A 15,025-nucleotide genomic window follows, 5' to 3' on the forward strand; every position below is an offset into this window, starting at 1 on the left:
CCATGAATGAACTAATCAACTCCGCGAAAGAGGCAGCAGCCCCGATCATCGAGCAACTGCCGGCAATCGGCATCTCACTACTCATCCTCGTAGTGCTAGGCATCGCTGCCCTGTCCGCGATCATCAAGCGCCACCAGCGTTGGAAGAACTACCGGGAGAAGCGGGAATGGAAGCCAGCCTCTTGGTTCAAGGCAGAGCCGAAGATCTACTTCGACATCGAGACCGCTCTACTCTCGAACAAGGGACTGGTTGACGGGTCCACCGCCCTCAATGCGTTCCTCATTCCGAAGGAAGACGGGGGATCAGTTTGGAAGCCTTCGTGGCTCTCACCCTACGGGCGAGCTGTGCGAGCCATGGGCAGGGCTCATCGAGGCGAGGCTCGGGGCAAGAGATACCTGGCTCATCAGCAGGTAGCGGAGGCTGCCAATTACATCATCGTCCGCAAACTACCCGAGACTCACCGGGTGGTGGAGCTGGAACCTTCGAAGATTCCAGAGGACGAGACGCCGAAGCAAAAGCTGAAGCGCGAGAGGAAAGAAGAGCAAAAGCTCCGAGCGAATCACTTCCGCATCGACATCGTGCTCGATGGCCGCGATCCGGCGGAGGTCAAGCGGCTGGAGGGCAAGATCGTCTCACAGCTCGGGCTCAAGTCGCTCCAAGAGTTTGAGACGGAGAACAACTTCACTCTCAGCTACGCAGCACACAAAACAGCCCCCGGCGATCCACTGATGAAGCTCAAGACCGGCATCGAGTTCTTCAGGGAGAACGCGGCCAAGGTCGCGCATCTCATCCCGCTCGCGGTCCGAGAGAACGGCAAGCTCTGGGCTCTGGCCATGCACCACCTGCTCATCATCGGCATGACGGGATCGGGCAAGGGATCGCCGCTCAATGGTCTGATCCGGCAGCTCGCTCCGTTCGTCGAGCGCGGAACTGCCCTGTTTTACGGCATCGACCCGAAGGCGTCAGAGCTTCGACCCTACGAGGAATCTCGACTCTTCGAGGAGCTGGTCTATGAGAACTCGGGCGCGGTCGATGTGATCGCGGAGGTTCACAAAGTGATGAAGCACCGGGCGAAGCACAAGCGCGTCGATGTGGAGAACGCGGATCTCGGTCGCTCGCTGGACGCCACCAAGGAAAACCCAATGGTGGTGCTCTTCATCGATGAATTCCTTTCGCTGCTCATCGCGCTCCAGGCCATGGGCAGAGAGGGCAAGGCTGCGACCACGCTCCTGGTCGAGATCCTGGCTCAGGGTCGATCGCTCGGCGTCTATGTGGTGGCAGCAACCCAGGAGGCCGACAAGGATCTTCTCGGGAGAATGCGCGGCAACTTCGCCAACATCATCCTTCTGAAGCAGCCCAGTGAGTACTTCAACGACTTCTTCCTAGGAGAGGGCGCGCGGGCGGCTGGGTTCGACTCGACGGCCATTCCTCTGAGCACGAAGGCCAACGGCTACGCCTACGCCGGGATCGGCTTCGTCAAGGAGGAGACCGGCAAGCCTGTCAAGGTGCGCTTTGCCTACAGCTCGGACAAGGACATCGCTGACCTCATCAAGGAGTACCCGAGAAAGGGGCGGGCAACTACCGCAGCAGCACCGGCAGAGATCGAGCCCGCGATCTACGACGATGAGGACGACGGGAGCTTCGGCTTCGAAGAGATCGCCATGCCGGTACAGGCCACACCTGGAGAGGGAGGCTTCGGGAGGTTCTGAGTGAACCTGACTGACAGAAAGCAAGGACGCCCTCGGACTAGCTCCGGGGGCGTCTTTTCGCGCCGGATCGCCGCCCTTTGCTGTGCCTGCTCAACGGTGGTACTTCCTCGCGGTAGCGATACCTCGTGCGTCGTTATCCAGGATGGCCGTTCACAGGCCATGGTTGCCCAGGCAGCGTGAGAAGGCAGCGCGGAGGGACGATGGCTCCGGGCCTCTAGGCTGCGCGCTCAGAACGCCGTTTCAGCCCAGGCCCCACCGCCAGGAAAACAGCCGGTCGTGGTCAGTTTTCAGGAAACGGTTGACTCCTCCTAGGAGCCAACAATCATTGCCCCAACGAACCACACAACCGCTCGAAAGGCAGACAATCATGGCAACCTCGACCAACACCCAGGCCCCCGCCCCCAAGGCCGAGATCTTCGACCGGTCCACCGTCACTCGGACCTTCGCTCGTCTCAAGCACGAGGTCACGGAGCTGGTGAACGACGCCAGCCGTTCGCGTTCTTTCTACGCCGCCAGCAAGGAAGAGGCCATCGCCAAGCGTGACGCGGCCCTTGCGCTGCTGAGCCAGGCAGCCGAGAAGATCGACACGATCAAGAAGGACGGCAACTAGCCCGACCTTCTCCACAAACCGCAACGCCCCCGGTACCTAAACCGGGGGCGTTGCTTCGTTGCCGACCTACCAGTCAACTCTTACACCGAAGATCGTCTCGGCTCGATGAAGGAGATCAATTTCATAGCTCAGCGGTCTGCTGTAGGGAGCGTCCTCATGGCGGAGCAGAGCCAGGTGCTCTTCCATCACTCTGTCAGGATCAGCAAGGCTATAGGCGAACTCGTAGAGCGCCTCTTCGCAGTCATCCACTGTGTCGACTTCGCGCCAACTCAGGGGCTCATCATGGACAAGAACGCTAAGGACAATCTCGTTTGCTCGGAAGAACTCGATGACCTCAGCCTCAATTGGGGTTACGGCGCTCAATAGAAGTCACATCCTTCGGCTTGCCCACGAATCAGCGCGTCGACCACAAGGCCAGGATCAGCCAGGACCGCTTCGAACTCGGTCCGCAGCGCCTCCAGCGGTTCCAGTTCGGCGCCGTACGCGCAAAACATTCCAGCCTCAGAGTCGAAGTTAACTTGCTCAGTCAGCTCGGGCCAGAGATAGTTCACGAAGCTCTGCCAGAAGTAGCCGGTCATCTCCCAAGAACTGATCTCCAGATGGGCCCCGTCCACGGCTCGATCGATTTTTTCTAGTCCTCCGCTAAGTCCGAGAACCAGCGAGTAGCTGTCCTCATCGAAGGCGAGGAGCCCGGTATGCATTGTCTTATCCATCTTCATTCCAATCTGCCTAGGTAGGGAAAGGGGCATGGGCCAGCCGGCCCATGCCCCGATGCCCATGGTCAGGCGGCTTCCGCCGTGTTTGTCTCGTGCTGGCAGTACTGACCGTGAACCTGATGCCAGGTCGTTTCTCCCGCATCGAGGAAACCTTGGACCACCTTCGCCCGGTCCATGATCCGTTCGACCGTAAGAAAAATGGTTGCGCGGTATTTCAAGAAGCATTCCTTCGAGAAGGAGGTGTGAGCTAAGGCGAGCAGGTAGCCCGCGCCATCAACGGCCGCCGCGTCTGTAGTCGGCACCGGATTCATGTAGGAGTCGAGAAATGGGACGGGATCAAGCTCCCCTAGAAGGCGTTGCTCGTCGCAAAGAACGAGGTACGGTTCGAGCATTGGGGTGGCTACCTCGATCAGGACTGCCGCAACCGCGGAGTCGTAATCGACGCGGCCAGCTCGGAAGTCCGCGATGATGAGCTCCCCCCGGGCGATTGAGATCTCTTCCGGGTGAACCTGGATCAGTGCCCAGAGCCGTTGGCAGTCAGTGCCCCATGCCCACAGCTCGCGCCGATCGCTTTCGATCTGCGCCTTCTCCTCGGGGGTGAAACCTTCGAAGTTGAATTCTCTGATGCGTGTTGCGTTCGTACGGTTGTTGTTCTTCTTGTTGCGTGCTGCTTTTCCCATGGTGGGGTTCCTTTCAATAGGTGGTGGTCGGCGCTGGGCCAACCGCTTCGTTCTTCTTTGGGTCGGTCTGGCCGAAGCGCTGCCGATGTCTGTGGTGGCGAGTCGAAACCCGCTGATGAGCGCAGCCATTTGAGGCTGTTTTCGGGCTTTCCAGGTTCAGTTTTTAATGTGCAGACAGCGTGGCCCCGGTTCCTCGTTCCCTGAGCACTAGGTACTCAGTTCCTCCCCGGGGCGGCTTGTGAAATGACATTATGGAGCGCGAAATAGGCTCAGCAAGCCGGTCTCTGCGGGGTCCAGGGCACGCGGCTTTTTGCCCTCTCTCGCGCCGGAAACCTGGGGGCTTAAAGCTGAAACTGCACAAACTAAAAAATCCACGGCAGCCCAAATGTGTAGTCCCGGGCGTGTCGCGAAACAGAGGTACCGACGGGTTGGCCGGAGCGCGGAGACGCAGCCCCGAGGAGTGCCGGGCGGCATGATCCTGCGGGTTCCGCGTGAGCGTCGCGGAGTCAGGCAGCGACGACGAAGGCCGGGCACTCATGGAGTGCCCGGCCTTCGGTGCTCAGCCTCGCTTACTTACGCCACACGGGATCGATGCGGCATCGGAACTGGGCCTCGCCCTGTCGGCCCGCCTCGTCTTTCTTGATGACCACCATCTCAAGCTCGCCGCGCAGAGGTTCCCGCCTCGGACGAGATGAGGGTGGAGACGAGCAATCGCACGGATGGAGCAAGAGACGGGCTTAGATCTCCGCCTAGCAATTCTGGAGCCAGATTCCGTGACACAACCATGACACAAACAGCAGATTTGACACTAATTTTGTGTCAGGAATCCCGGCAGGATCCGCGTACATTCAACGATCTACTTAGAGAATCGAAACTCGACGACGTCGCCGTCGTGCATGACGTACTCTTTGCCCTCGATGCGCACCTTGCCGCGGGCCTTGGCCTCAGCCATCGAGCCGGCCTCGATGAGGTCGTCGAAGGAGACGATCTCGGCTTTGATGAAGCCCTTCTGGAAGTCGGTGTGGATGACGCCGGCGGCCTGCGGGGCCGTCCAGCCCTTGCCGATGGTCCAGGCGCGCGACTCCTTGGGGCCGGCGGTGAGGTAGGTCTGCAGGCCCAGGGTGTCGAAGCCGATGCGGGCGAGCTGGTCGAGGCCGGATTCCTCCTGGCCTGTGGAGGAGAGGAGCTCGGCGGCGTCTTCGGGGTCGAGGTCGATGAGCTCGGACTCGAGCTTGGCGTCGAGGAAGATGGCCTTGGCCGGTGCGACGAGTTCAGCGAGCGCGGCGAGGGCCGCGGCATCCCCGAGCACCCCTTCGTCGACGTTGAAGACGTAGATGAACGGCTTGGCGGTGAGCAGGCCGAGCTCGCGGATGGGCTCGATGTCGAACTTCGGCGCGCTCGACAGGGGCGCGCCAGAGTCGAGGATCTTCTGCGCCTCGAGGGCGGTCGCGAGCACGGCGGGCTCGATCCGCTTCGTCTTGACCTCCTTCTCGTAGCGCGCGATGGCCTTCTCGAGGGTCTGCAGGTCGGCGAGAATGAGCTCGGTGTTGATGGTCTCGAGGTCGCTCGCGGCATCCACCTTGCCGTCGACGTGCACGACGTCGGGGTCGCTGAAACCGCGCACGACCTGCGCGATGGCGTCGGCTTCGCGGATGTTCGCGAGGAACTTGTTGCCGAGGCCTTCGCCCTCGCTGGCGCCCTTGACGATGCCGGCGATGTCGACGAACGAGACCGGTGCGGGCAGCAGTTTCTCGCTGCCGTGGATCTCGGCCAGCGCGGCGAGGCGCGGGTCGGGCAGGTTCACGACGCCCACGTTCGGCTCGATGGTGGCGAACGGGTAGTTCGCCGCCAGCACCTGGTTCTTGGTGAGGGCGTTGAAGAGGGTGGACTTGCCCACGTTGGGCAGCCCGACGATTGCGATAGTTAGAGCCACGGAGGTCTATCGTACCCGGGCGGCCCCGGGCATCCGCTCGCCCGCCCCTGCGCGCTCAGCGAGACCGACACCTGCGGGCGAGACGGACAGGTACACCCGTCGGTCTCGCCCGCACCGGACCGTCTCGCCGCTGGGCGCCGCCGGGCGCGCCGCAGAGCGCCGCAGGCGCCTCGCCAGGCGGGCGCGGCTAGTTCTGGGGGAAGCCCAGGTTGATGCCGCCGTGGCTCGGGTCGAGCCAACGCGAGGTGATCGCCTTCTGGCGGGTGAAGAACGCGAAGCCGTCGGCGCCGTAGGCCTTCGCATCGCCGAAGATCGAGTCTTTGAACCCGCCGAACGAGTAGTACGAGACCGGCACGGGGATGGGCACGTTGATGCCGATCATCCCGACCTCCACCTCGTTCTGGAAGCGGCGGGCCGCTCCCCCGTCGTTGGTGAAGATCGCGGTGCCGTTGCCGTAGGGCGAGGCGTTGATCAGATCGACGCCGTCTTCGTAGGAGGCGACGCGCACGACCGAGAGAACGGGCCCGAAGATCTCGTCGGTGTACACCCGCGACGACGTCGGCACGTTGTCGATCAGCGTCGGGCCGAGCCAGAAGCCGTCGGCGGCCCCGTCGACCGTCACATCGCGCCCGTCGATCACGACGGAGGCCCCGTCGGCGGTCGCGATGTCGATGTAGGAGGCCACCTTGTCGCGGTGCACCTCGGTGACGAGCGGGCCCATGTCGCACGAGCGGCGGCCGTCGCCGACGACGAGCCCGTCGACCCGGGAGACGATCTTGGCGATGAGTTCGTCGGCGACAGGTTCCACGGCGACGACGACGGAGATGGCCATGCAGCGCTCGCCCGCCGAACCGAAGCCCGCGTTGACGGCGGCGTCGGCGACGAGTTCGAGGTCGGCATCGGGAAGCACCAGCATGTGGTTCTTCGCACCTCCCAGGGCCTGCACGCGCTTGCCGTTCTTCGTGCCCGTCTCGTAGACGTAGCGCGCGATCGGCGTCGAACCGACGAACGAGATCGACTTCACGTCGGGGCTCTCGAGCAGCCCGTCGACCGCCACCTTGTCGCCGTGCAGCACGTTCAGCACGCCGTCGGGCAGCCCCGCCTCGGTGAACAGCGCAGCGAGCCAGTTCGCTGCCGAGGGGTCTTTCTCGCTCGGCTTCAGCACGACGGTGTTGCCGGCCGCGATCGCGATCGGGAAGAACCACAGCGGCACCATCGCGGGAAAGTTGAAGGGGCTGATGATGCCCACGACGCCGAGCGGGCCGCGGGTGGAGTAGACGTCGATGCCCGTCGAGACGTTCTCGGAGTAGTCGCCCTTCAGCAGGTGCGGGAACCCGGTCGCCCACTCGACGACCTCGAGGCCGCGGGTGATCTCGCCCGCCGCGTCGGAGAGCACCTTGCCGTGCTCGGCGGTCAGGATCTCGGCGAGTTCGCCCTTGCGGGCCGCGAGCAGCTCGCGGAACGAGAAGAGGATCTGCTGGCGCCGGGTGAGGGAGGTGTCGCGCCACGCGGGGAAGGCCGCCGACGCCGCAGCGATCGCCGCATCGATCTCGGCCTGGTCGGCGAGGGCGACGTTCTTGGTCTGCACCCCCAGGGCGGGGTCGTACACCGGTGCGGTGCGCCCGCTCGTGCTCTCGACGAGCGATCCGTTGATGTAGTGGTTGACGACAGCGATGTCGGTGAGAACGTCTGACATGTGAGTCTCTTTCGGTTGCGTGTACTGAGAGTAGGGCATCGCCGGTTGTGCGGCTACCCGACGCGGTGCAGCGCCGATGTCGGAGGCCGGTGCGACACTGACGCCATGGAATCACTCGGTACCCTTCTCGTCTGCATCGCCCTCGCGCTGGTGCTCGGCGCGCTCGGGGGGTGGATGCTGCGGGGCCGCCGTTCGGCAGCCGAGAACGCCGCCCGGGCCGACGCCGACGCCGCCCTGCGCACCCGCGAGCTCGCCCCCCTGCTCGAGCTGCAGGGCCGCACCGCATCGGCGGAGGCGACGGCGCTCGCCCTGCGGCAGCAGCTGCGCGCGCAGGATGCCCAGTACCGCGAGCAGATCGGGCAGCAGGAGGGGCGCCTGGCCGAGTTCCAGGAGCGCCTCGCCGACGTGCAGCGCGCCGAGGCCGGCCGGCTCGAGAGCGACGGGCGCGTGCTGGTGGCGCTGAGTCCGGTGCAGGAGAGCCTGCGGCTGGTCCAGCAGAAGGTCACCGAGCTCGAGGAGCAGCGTCGCCAGCAGCACGGCGAGTTGAGCGAGCAGCTGCGGTCGGCGACGGAGGGCGAGGAGCGGCTGCGGGCGACGGCGGAGTCCCTGGCGTCGGCGCTCCGCTCCAACAGCACCCGTGGGGTGTGGGGCGAGACGCAGCTCCGCAACGTGGTGGAGGCGGCCGGCATGATCGACCGCGTCGACTTCGAGGTGCAGTCCAGCATCCGGAGCGATCGCGGGCACGGGCGGCCCGACATGGTGGTGCACCTGCCGGGCGGCAAGAACATCGCGGTCGACGCGAAGGTGCCGTTCACGGCGTACCTCGAGGCGAGCGCGATCGCGGTCACCGCGTCGGGGGCGGAGGGTGCGCGGCGCGAGGAGCTGCTGCGTGCGCACGTGAAGGCGGTGCGCGACCACATCAGCGCCCTCGGTTCGAAGGGCTACTGGGCCGGGCTCGACGCGTCGCCGGAGCTGGTGGTCGCGTTCATTCCGAGCGAGTCGCTGATCTCGACGGCGATGGAGGCCGACCCGGGCATCATGGACTTCGCGTTCTCGAAACGGGTGGCGCTGGTGTCACCGGTGACGCTCTGGTCGCTGCTGAAGACGGTCGCGTTCAGCTGGCAGCAGGATGTGCTGACGCACGAGGCGAAGACGCTCTTCGACCTCAGCAAGGAGCTGTACTCGCGGTTGGCGACGACCGCGACGCACATCGACAAGCTGGGCCGCACCATCGAGCGGAGCGTGAAGGACTACAACGCGTTCGTCGGATCGTTCGAGCGCCAGGTGTTCCCGACCGCGCGGCGCCTGAACGCGCTCGACGAGTCGGTGGTACTGAAGACGCTCGAGCCGATCGAGGAGACGGCGCGCACGGTGACGGCCTTCGAGCTGGTCGCCGAGCTCGACCTGACCGACGACCTGGCGAGCATCGACGACCCCAACCGCCTCATCTGACCCCTGCCGCCAAGTGGCTCGCTAGAGCCACTTCGCCGCAATGTGGTCCGCCGTAATGCGGCGGATGGTGCCCGAGTGCGAGCGCAGCACGAGGCTCTCCGTGCGGATGATCGGGCCCTTCCGACGCACGCCCTTCACGAGCCCGCCGTCGGTCACGCCGGTCGCCACGAAGAACGTGTTGTCGCTCGACACGAGGTCGTTCGCCTCGTAGACGTGGTCCATCAGGAGCCCCGCATCCAGCCCGCGCTGCTTCTCCGCCTCGTTGCCCGGCTTCAGGATGCCCTGGATGAACCCGCCGAGCGCCTTGATCGCACACGCCGTCACGATGCCCTCGGGGCTGCCGCCGACGCCGACGCACATGTCGGTTCGCGTCTCGTACCGCGCCGCGTTGATGCCCCCGGCCACATCGCCGTCGAGCATCAGCCGCGTTCCGGCGCCCGCTGCGCGGATCTCCTCGATCAGCTGCGCGTGCCGGGGCCGGTCGAGCACCGCGATCTTCATCTCGGAGACATCTTTCTTCTTCGCCTTCGCCAGCTCGCGGATGTTGTCACCGATCGACTGGCGGATGTCGACGACCCCGATTCCCTCGGGCCCCGTCACGATCTTGTCCATGTAGAACACCGACGACGCGTCGAGCATCGTGCCGCGGTCGGCGACCGCCATGACCGAGATGGCGTTCGGCCGACCGGCCGCCGTGAGCGACGTTCCGTCGATGGGGTCGACTGCGATGTCGCAGGCCGGCCCGCGCCCGTTCCCGACGTGCTCGCCGTTGAACAGCATCGGGGCCTTGTCCTTCTCGCCCTCGCCGATCACGACGACCCCGTCGAAGTTGACCGTTCCGAGCAGCGCGCGCATCGCATCAACCGCAGCCCCGTCGGCGGCGAGCTTGTCGCCCTTGCCGATGAACGGCCAGGCCCTGATGGCCGCAGCCTCCGTCGCCCTGACGAGTTCGAGGGCGAGGTTGCGGTCGGGGTGTTCGAGGTAGAGGGGAGGTGTTTCGGTGCTCACGATGGGTCCTTCTCGGCTCGGCTGCAGTTTCACTGGTCACTCCCAGAGTAGTGCTGACAACCCCTCCAGCCCGGGTGAGTGCTCTCTCGCTATGCTGGAACCCGCACATCATCGAAGGAGAGTCATGCCCATCGCAACGCCTGATCAGTACGCAGAGATGCTCGACAAAGCGAAGACGACGGGGTTCGCCTACCCGGCCGTGAACGTCTCCAGCTCGCAGACGCTGAACGCCGTTCTGCAGGGTCTCTCCGAGGCGGGCTCCGACGGCATCATCCAGGTCACGACGGGCGGCGCCGACTACTTCGCCGGCCAGAAGGCCCAGGCCGCCTCGGGCAGCGCCCGGGCATCCGGAGCCCTCGCCTTCGCCGCCTTCGCGCACGAGGTCGCCAAGAACTACCCCGTCACCGTGGCCCTGCACACCGACCACTGCCCCGAGAACGCCCTCCCCACCTTCGTGCTGCCGCTGATCGAGGCGAGCGAGGCGGAGGTCAAGGCCGGCCGCGAGCCGATCTTCCAGTCCCACATGTGGGACGGGTCGGCCATCGCCCTCGACAAGAACCTCGAGATCGCGCAGGACATCCTGAAGCGCACGCGCGCGATCAATGCCATCCTCGAGGTCGAGATCGGCGTCGTCGGCGGCGAGGAAGACGGCGTCAGCCACGACATCAACGAGCACCTCTACACGACGGTGTCGGATGCCCTGGCCACTGTCGAGGCGTTGGGCCTCGGCGAGAACGGGCGCTACATGGCCGCCCTGACCTTCGGCAACGTGCACGGCGTGTACAAGCCCGGCAATGTGAAGCTCCGCCCGGAGCTGCTGAAGGAGATCCAGGACGGGGTGTACGAGCAGTACGCCGCCGTGCTCGGCGACAACCACAAGCCGTTCGACCTGGTGTTCCACGGCGGTTCGGGTTCGAGCGACGCCGAGATCACCGAGGCCGTCGCGAACGGCGTGATCAAGATGAACATCGACACCGACACCCAGTACGCCTTCACCCGCTCGATCGCCGGCTCCATGTTCACCAACTACGAGGGTGTACTGAAGGTCGACGGCGAGGTCGGCAACAAGAAGATCTACGACCCGCGCGCCTGGGGCAAGATCGCCGAGACGGCCATGGCCGCGCGCGTCGTCGAGGCCACCCAGCAGCTCGGCTCCGCCGGCCACTCCGGCAAGTAGGGCAGCGCGTGCCGTCAGACGATCGTCCGAAGCCGCAGTACGGCGAACTCGCGCCCGAGGGGTGGGAGTGGAAGCCGCCGGCACCGCCGGAGGGGTCTGACGTACCCGTTCCCGACCAGGCCGCGCGCCCGGTGCCGGGCTACGGCGGGGACGCACCGGGCAGCGGCGCGGGTCGTGACGGGCGTGGCGAGGCTCCGTACCCGGGTGCGCCCGGCGGCAACGGGGCGCTCGGCCGCCCGTCGGCCCCGCACCGGGGCGACATCATCGCAACGAGCCTGCTGCTGTTCCTCAGCATCCTGTTCTCGGCGAGCATGGTGCCGGCCCTGTTCGACTTCACGACGGTGCTGCGGCAGGCCGCGGCGATGCAGGGCTACGAGGGCTTCAGCGCGTCGCCCAGCACGCAGACGGCCGGCTTCGTGGCCGGTGTCGCCACGATCATCCTGAACCTGGCCTCGATCGTCATCTCCGTGCGACGGGTGCAACGCCAGAAGCTCGCGTTCTTCGTGCCGATCGTCTTCGGGGTCGTGACCTTCGCGGTGTGGATCGGCGTGATCTCGTTCGCGTTCTTCAACGACCCCGGGTTCCTGCAGAGCGTCACCTCGACGCCGCGACCCTAGGCGGCCCCCCGCAGCGCCTTCAAGCGGCTCAGCACCACGGGCGCGGAGCGGTCGAGCACCCGCCCGCCGAGCCTGATGCCCAGCACGGCGAACACGGAGCCGAGCACCAGGCCGACAGCGAGTGTGATCCAGCCGATCAGTACCGAACCGGTGAGGAACGCCACGATCGCCAGCACGATCTCGGGCAGCACCAGCACGATCAGGATGCCCCACGTCGCGAACGAGCTGAGCGCCGTGGTGAACCCGGCCCCCGGTGCCGACTTGAACGGGTTGTCGCCGGCAGCCGGCACCGGAATGATGATTCGGGCCGACGAGACGCTCGTGAGCCCGAAGCCCGAGAGCAGGGCTCCGATCGTGAGCCCGAGTAGAACGGGCAGGTGCGGCCAGGCGTTCGCGATCGCGACACTGGCGACGGTGAGCGCGAGCACCAGCGGAACGGCGAACACGGCGAGGGCTGCGACGCGGCCCAGCCGGTCATCCCTCCCCCGCACCCCGTCGGCGACGTGGGTCGCGAACGCCGTGCCGTCGTAGGAGATGTCGGCCAGCGTGGCCAGCGCCAGCAGGAACGCCACGATCGGCCCGGTGAAGGTGAGCAGGGTGAGCGAACCCATGTTGTTCGAGTAGAACCAGAGCAGCACGGGCACGAGCGGCACGATGATGAGCTGGCGGGCGTAGCGCGGGTCACGGCGCCAGTACGTCAGGCACCGCGCGGCCACGGCACCGGCCGGGGTCGCCGGGAAGATGCCGAACAGGCCGATCTTGCCCCGGGCGACGCGCTTCGAGGCGGCCGCGTGCGGCGAGACGAGCGCTGCGGCGAGGCTCCGGCGCCAGATCAGCACCAGCAGGGCGAGTGTCACGAGCGCGATGACGAACTTCAGACCGGCTGCGGCCGCATCACCCGCCGCGAGGTCGGCGGGAACGCTCCACGCGGCGCCGAGCGGCGTCCAGCTGAGGCTCCGTGCGATGCCCGGCAGCGCGTCGGCCGACGTGCGCACGCTCTGCGTGAGACCGACGATGATCGGCCCCAGCAGAATGAGCGGAATGAAGATCAGGATGCTGCTGACCTCCCTGAACCGTCGCTGCGACTGCAGGCTCACGCTGAGCGCGGCCACCATCCGCGACCCGACCACGCAGGTGAGCACGGCGAGCGCGGCGCAGACGATCGCGGCCACGGCGGCGAGCGGCGAGCGGATCCACGTCGCGACCGCCGCGAGCGCAGCGATCGACGTGATGATGCCGGCGACGCCGAGCACACCGGCGACCGTCAGCCCGATCATCAGCTTCGACAGGGGCAGGGGGAACTGGGCGAGCCTCGCCGGGTCGAGCGTCTGGTCGATGCCCGACGTGATCAGGGGAATGACGATCCAGCCGAGGATCACGCCCGAGCCCGCGAGCACGATGATGGTCGCCGCGAGCTCCTGCGGCGCGAAGGCGAGGGCGATGAGCCCCACGACGACCAGGCCGAGCACGACCAGGCCGTAGAGCGCCCCGATGATCGTGGCGACCAGCTGCCAGGTGCTCCGGCGGAGGGAGTTCCGCAGAACGAGAAAACGCAGTTTCAGGAGTGTCGCAACCATGCCGGCCCCTCTGCGTGGTGACGGCCGCCGACGAGTTCGACGAAGCGGTCTTCGAGCGACGACTCGCCGCGCACCTCGTCGACGGTTCCGGATGCCAGCACCCGGCCCGCTGAGACGACAGCGACGTGGTCGCACATGCGCTGCACCAGGTCCATCACGTGGCTCGACACGATGACGGTGCCACCGCCGGCCACGTACTCGGTCAGCATGTCGCGGATGTTCGCCGCCGAGACCGGATCCACCGACTCGAACGGCTCATCGAGCACGAGCAGCTTCGGCGCGTGCACCAGGGCGCAGGCCAGGGCGATCTTCTTCGTCATGCCGGCGGAGTAGTCGACGACCAGCGTTCCCGCGGCGCCCTCGAGGTCGAGCAGCTTCAGCAGGTCGGCGACACGCTCGGCGACGGTGTCGCGCGACATCCCGAACAGCAGTCCGTTGTAGGTGACGAGCTGCTCACCGGTGAGCCGGTCGAAGAGTTTGACCCCGTCGGAGAGGTTGCCGACGAGCTGCTTGGCTTCGAGCGGGCGCTGCCACATGTCGATGCCGTGCACGAACGACTGCCCGGCATCCGGTTGCAACAGGCCCGTCGCCATCGAGAGCGTCGTCGTCTTGCCGGCACCGTTCGGGCCGACGAGGCCGTAGAACGACCCGGTCGGAACGGTGAGGCTGAGCGCTTCGACAGCGACTTTGTCGCCGAATCGCTTGGTGAGCCCCCGAAGTTCGAGGGCGGTGACCGCGTGGTCAGACGTCATGGAGATCCCCTTCTCGTTGCCACCCATCGTAAAGGAGGCCCCGAGAGGGGGATGCACGGCTCAGCTTCGACGACCGCCGAGGGCCCGGGCATCCTGAGCACCCGTCGAACTCTGGCGGAGCTCTTTGGGCAGCGAGAAGATCAGGTCTTCTTCGGCCGTCTGCACGGTCTCGATGTCGCCGTACCCGGCGCCGGCGAGGTCGTCGAGCAGCTCCTGCACGAGCACTTCGGGAACGGATGCCCCTGACGTGACGCCGACCGTGTTCACACCGTCGAGCCACTCCTGCTTGACCTCGTGCGCGTAGTCGACGCGGTAGGCGGCCTTCGCCCCGTACTCCAGCGCGACCTCGACGAGGCGCACGGAGTTCGACGAGTTCGCCGAGCCGACCACGATCACGAGGTCGCTGCCCGCCGCGACCTTCTTGATCGCGACCTGGCGGTTCTGGGTGGCGTAGCAGATGTCGTCGCTCGGCGGATCCTGCAGGTTCGGAAAGCGGGCCCGCAGGCGGCGAACCGTCTCCATGGTCTCGTCGACGCTCAGCGTGGTCTGGCTGAGCCACACGACGCGGTCGGGGTCGCGCACCGTGATCGTGTCGGCCTCGTCGGGGCTCCCGACGAGCGTGGTGTGCTCGGGTGCCTCACCCGCCGTGCCCTCGACCTCTTCGTGGCCCTCGTGGCCGATCAGCAGGATCTCGAAGTCGTCGCGGGCGAAACGCACGGCCTCGCGGTGCACTTTCGTCACGAGCGGGCAGGTGGCGTCGATGGCCTGCAGGCCGCGGTCGGCCGCACCCTGCACGACCGCCGGCGAGACGCCGTGGGCGCTGAAGACGACGTGGGCGCCGCTCGGCACCTCGTCGACCTCCTCGACGAAGATCGCGCCCTGCTTCTCGAGGGTCGAGACGACGTGCACGTTGTGCACGATCTGCTTGCGCACGTAGACGGGCGCTCCGTACCGCTCGAGGGCCTTCTCGACGGCCACCACAGCGCGGTCGACGCCGGCGCAGTAGCCTCTCGGGGCCGCGAGCAGTACCCGTTTCTCACCGATGACGGGGGTATCCTTTAGCCTGTTGCGTACGCCGGGGATTCTCGGCATCGGCAG

General features: G+C 66.1%; 14 protein-coding genes. 5 read left to right on the forward strand and 9 right to left on the reverse strand.

What is annotated here, in order from left to right:
- The first annotated feature begins 2 nt into the window (after positions 1 to 2).
- A complete protein-coding gene (locus tag C5B96_RS08585) occupies positions 3 to 1,709 on the forward strand; it encodes an FtsK/SpoIIIE domain-containing protein (protein WP_104244902.1) in 1,707 nt (568 codons plus the stop codon).
- A gap of 367 nt (positions 1,710 to 2,076) precedes the next feature.
- Positions 2,077 to 2,319: a hypothetical protein gene (locus tag C5B96_RS08590; protein WP_104244904.1), complete on the forward strand. Its 243-nt coding sequence runs from the start codon at positions 2,077 to 2,079 to the stop codon at positions 2,317 to 2,319.
- A gap of 66 nt (positions 2,320 to 2,385) precedes the next feature.
- Here C5B96_RS08590 and C5B96_RS17125 read toward each other — a convergent pair whose 3' ends face one another.
- The 5 genes from C5B96_RS17125 to C5B96_RS08610 all read right to left on the reverse strand — a co-directional run bounded on the left by C5B96_RS17125 (position 2,386) and on the right by C5B96_RS08610 (position 7,344).
- Positions 2,386 to 2,682: a hypothetical protein gene (locus C5B96_RS17125; protein WP_146078132.1), complete on the reverse strand. Its 297-nt coding sequence runs from the start codon at positions 2,680 to 2,682 to the stop codon at positions 2,386 to 2,388.
- Positions 2,679 to 3,038 carry an Imm51 family immunity protein gene (locus C5B96_RS17360; RefSeq protein ID WP_158507146.1) on the reverse strand — a complete coding sequence of 120 codons (360 nt, stop codon included), beginning with the start codon at positions 3,036 to 3,038 and terminating at the stop codon, positions 2,679 to 2,681. Before C5B96_RS17360 ends, C5B96_RS17125 begins: the two co-directional genes overlap by 4 nt.
- 62 nt (positions 3,039 to 3,100) lie before the next feature.
- Positions 3,101 to 3,844 (reverse strand): hypothetical protein, encoded by a 744-nt coding sequence (locus C5B96_RS17365; protein WP_158507147.1) that lies wholly within the window; start codon positions 3,842 to 3,844, stop codon positions 3,101 to 3,103.
- A gap of 727 nt (positions 3,845 to 4,571) precedes the next feature.
- Positions 4,572 to 5,648 (reverse strand): redox-regulated ATPase YchF, encoded by a 1,077-nt coding sequence (gene ychF, locus C5B96_RS08605; RefSeq protein WP_104244910.1) that lies wholly within the window; start codon positions 5,646 to 5,648, stop codon positions 4,572 to 4,574.
- A 187-nt stretch (positions 5,649 to 5,835) separates the two neighbouring features.
- Positions 5,836 to 7,344, reverse strand: coding sequence for a CoA-acylating methylmalonate-semialdehyde dehydrogenase (locus C5B96_RS08610; RefSeq protein ID WP_104244912.1), 1,509 nt, complete (start codon positions 7,342 to 7,344; stop codon positions 5,836 to 5,838).
- 105 nt (positions 7,345 to 7,449) lie between these two features.
- Between C5B96_RS08610 and C5B96_RS08615 the strand changes: the two genes are divergently transcribed.
- A complete protein-coding gene (locus tag C5B96_RS08615; RefSeq protein WP_104244914.1) occupies positions 7,450 to 8,796 on the forward strand; it encodes a DNA recombination protein RmuC in 1,347 nt (448 codons plus the stop codon).
- A gap of 21 nt (positions 8,797 to 8,817) precedes the next feature.
- Here the strand turns inward: C5B96_RS08615 and glpX are convergent, their stop codons facing one another.
- Entirely contained in the window at positions 8,818 to 9,804 is a 987-nt protein-coding gene (glpX, locus tag C5B96_RS08620) for a class II fructose-bisphosphatase (RefSeq protein ID WP_104244916.1), read from the reverse strand.
- Positions 9,805 to 9,928: 124 nt separating this feature from the next.
- Between glpX and fbaA the strand changes: the two genes are divergently transcribed.
- Both fbaA and C5B96_RS08630 read left to right on the forward strand, forming a co-directional pair.
- Positions 9,929 to 10,981 carry a class II fructose-bisphosphate aldolase gene (gene fbaA, locus C5B96_RS08625; protein ID WP_104244918.1) on the forward strand — a complete coding sequence of 351 codons (1,053 nt, stop codon included), beginning with the start codon at positions 9,929 to 9,931 and terminating at the stop codon, positions 10,979 to 10,981.
- Positions 10,982 to 10,989: 8 nt separating this feature from the next.
- The gene (locus C5B96_RS08630; RefSeq protein ID WP_104244920.1) at positions 10,990 to 11,598 is read left to right on the forward strand and encodes a DUF6264 family protein; all 609 of its coding nucleotides are present in this window, start codon (positions 10,990 to 10,992) and stop codon (positions 11,596 to 11,598) included.
- On the opposite strand, the gene C5B96_RS08635 is transcribed toward C5B96_RS08630, so the two are convergent.
- The 3 genes from C5B96_RS08635 to C5B96_RS08645 are packed head-to-tail and all read right to left on the reverse strand — an operon-like array spanning position 11,595 to position 15,019.
- Positions 11,595 to 13,175, reverse strand: a complete 1,581-nt coding sequence (locus C5B96_RS08635) for a transporter (protein ID WP_104244922.1) — start codon at positions 13,173 to 13,175, stop codon at positions 11,595 to 11,597. The genes C5B96_RS08630 and C5B96_RS08635 overlap by 4 nt on opposite strands.
- Positions 13,157 to 13,927, reverse strand: a complete 771-nt coding sequence (locus C5B96_RS08640; protein WP_104244924.1) for an ABC transporter ATP-binding protein — start codon at positions 13,925 to 13,927, stop codon at positions 13,157 to 13,159. The genes C5B96_RS08635 and C5B96_RS08640 overlap by 19 nt, the downstream gene beginning before the upstream one ends.
- 60 nt (positions 13,928 to 13,987) lie before the next feature.
- A complete protein-coding gene (locus C5B96_RS08645; protein WP_104244958.1) occupies positions 13,988 to 15,019 on the reverse strand; it encodes a 4-hydroxy-3-methylbut-2-enyl diphosphate reductase in 1,032 nt (343 codons plus the stop codon).
- Between the last annotated feature and the right edge of the window lie 6 nt (positions 15,020 to 15,025).

The organism is Subtercola sp. Z020, from assembly GCF_002931235.1.
Lineage (GTDB): Bacteria > Actinomycetota > Actinomycetes > Actinomycetales > Microbacteriaceae > Subtercola.

Excerpts from the sequence above, each read along its gene's own strand:
- C5B96_RS08585 (WP_104244902.1), top strand. The coding sequence starts at position 3 with ATGAATGAACTAATCAACTCCGCGAAAGAGGCAGCAGCCCCGATCATC.
- C5B96_RS08590 (WP_104244904.1), top strand. The coding sequence starts at position 2,077 with ATGGCAACCTCGACCAACACCCAGGCCCCCGCCCCCAAGGCCGAGATC.
- C5B96_RS17360 (WP_158507146.1), bottom strand. The coding sequence starts at position 3,038 with ATGAAGATGGATAAGACAATGCATACCGGGCTCCTCGCCTTCGATGAG.
- C5B96_RS17365 (WP_158507147.1), bottom strand. The coding sequence starts at position 3,844 with ATGGCTGCGCTCATCAGCGGGTTTCGACTCGCCACCACAGACATCGGC.
- C5B96_RS08610 (WP_104244912.1), bottom strand. The coding sequence starts at position 7,344 with ATGTCAGACGTTCTCACCGACATCGCTGTCGTCAACCACTACATCAAC.
- C5B96_RS08615 (WP_104244914.1), top strand. The coding sequence starts at position 7,450 with ATGGAATCACTCGGTACCCTTCTCGTCTGCATCGCCCTCGCGCTGGTG.
- fbaA (WP_104244918.1), top strand. The coding sequence starts at position 9,929 with ATGCCCATCGCAACGCCTGATCAGTACGCAGAGATGCTCGACAAAGCG.
- C5B96_RS08635 (WP_104244922.1), bottom strand. The coding sequence starts at position 13,175 with ATGGTTGCGACACTCCTGAAACTGCGTTTTCTCGTTCTGCGGAACTCC.
- C5B96_RS08640 (WP_104244924.1), bottom strand. The coding sequence starts at position 13,927 with ATGACGTCTGACCACGCGGTCACCGCCCTCGAACTTCGGGGGCTCACC.
- C5B96_RS08645 (WP_104244958.1), bottom strand. The coding sequence starts at position 15,019 with ATGCCGAGAATCCCCGGCGTACGCAACAGGCTAAAGGATACCCCCGTC.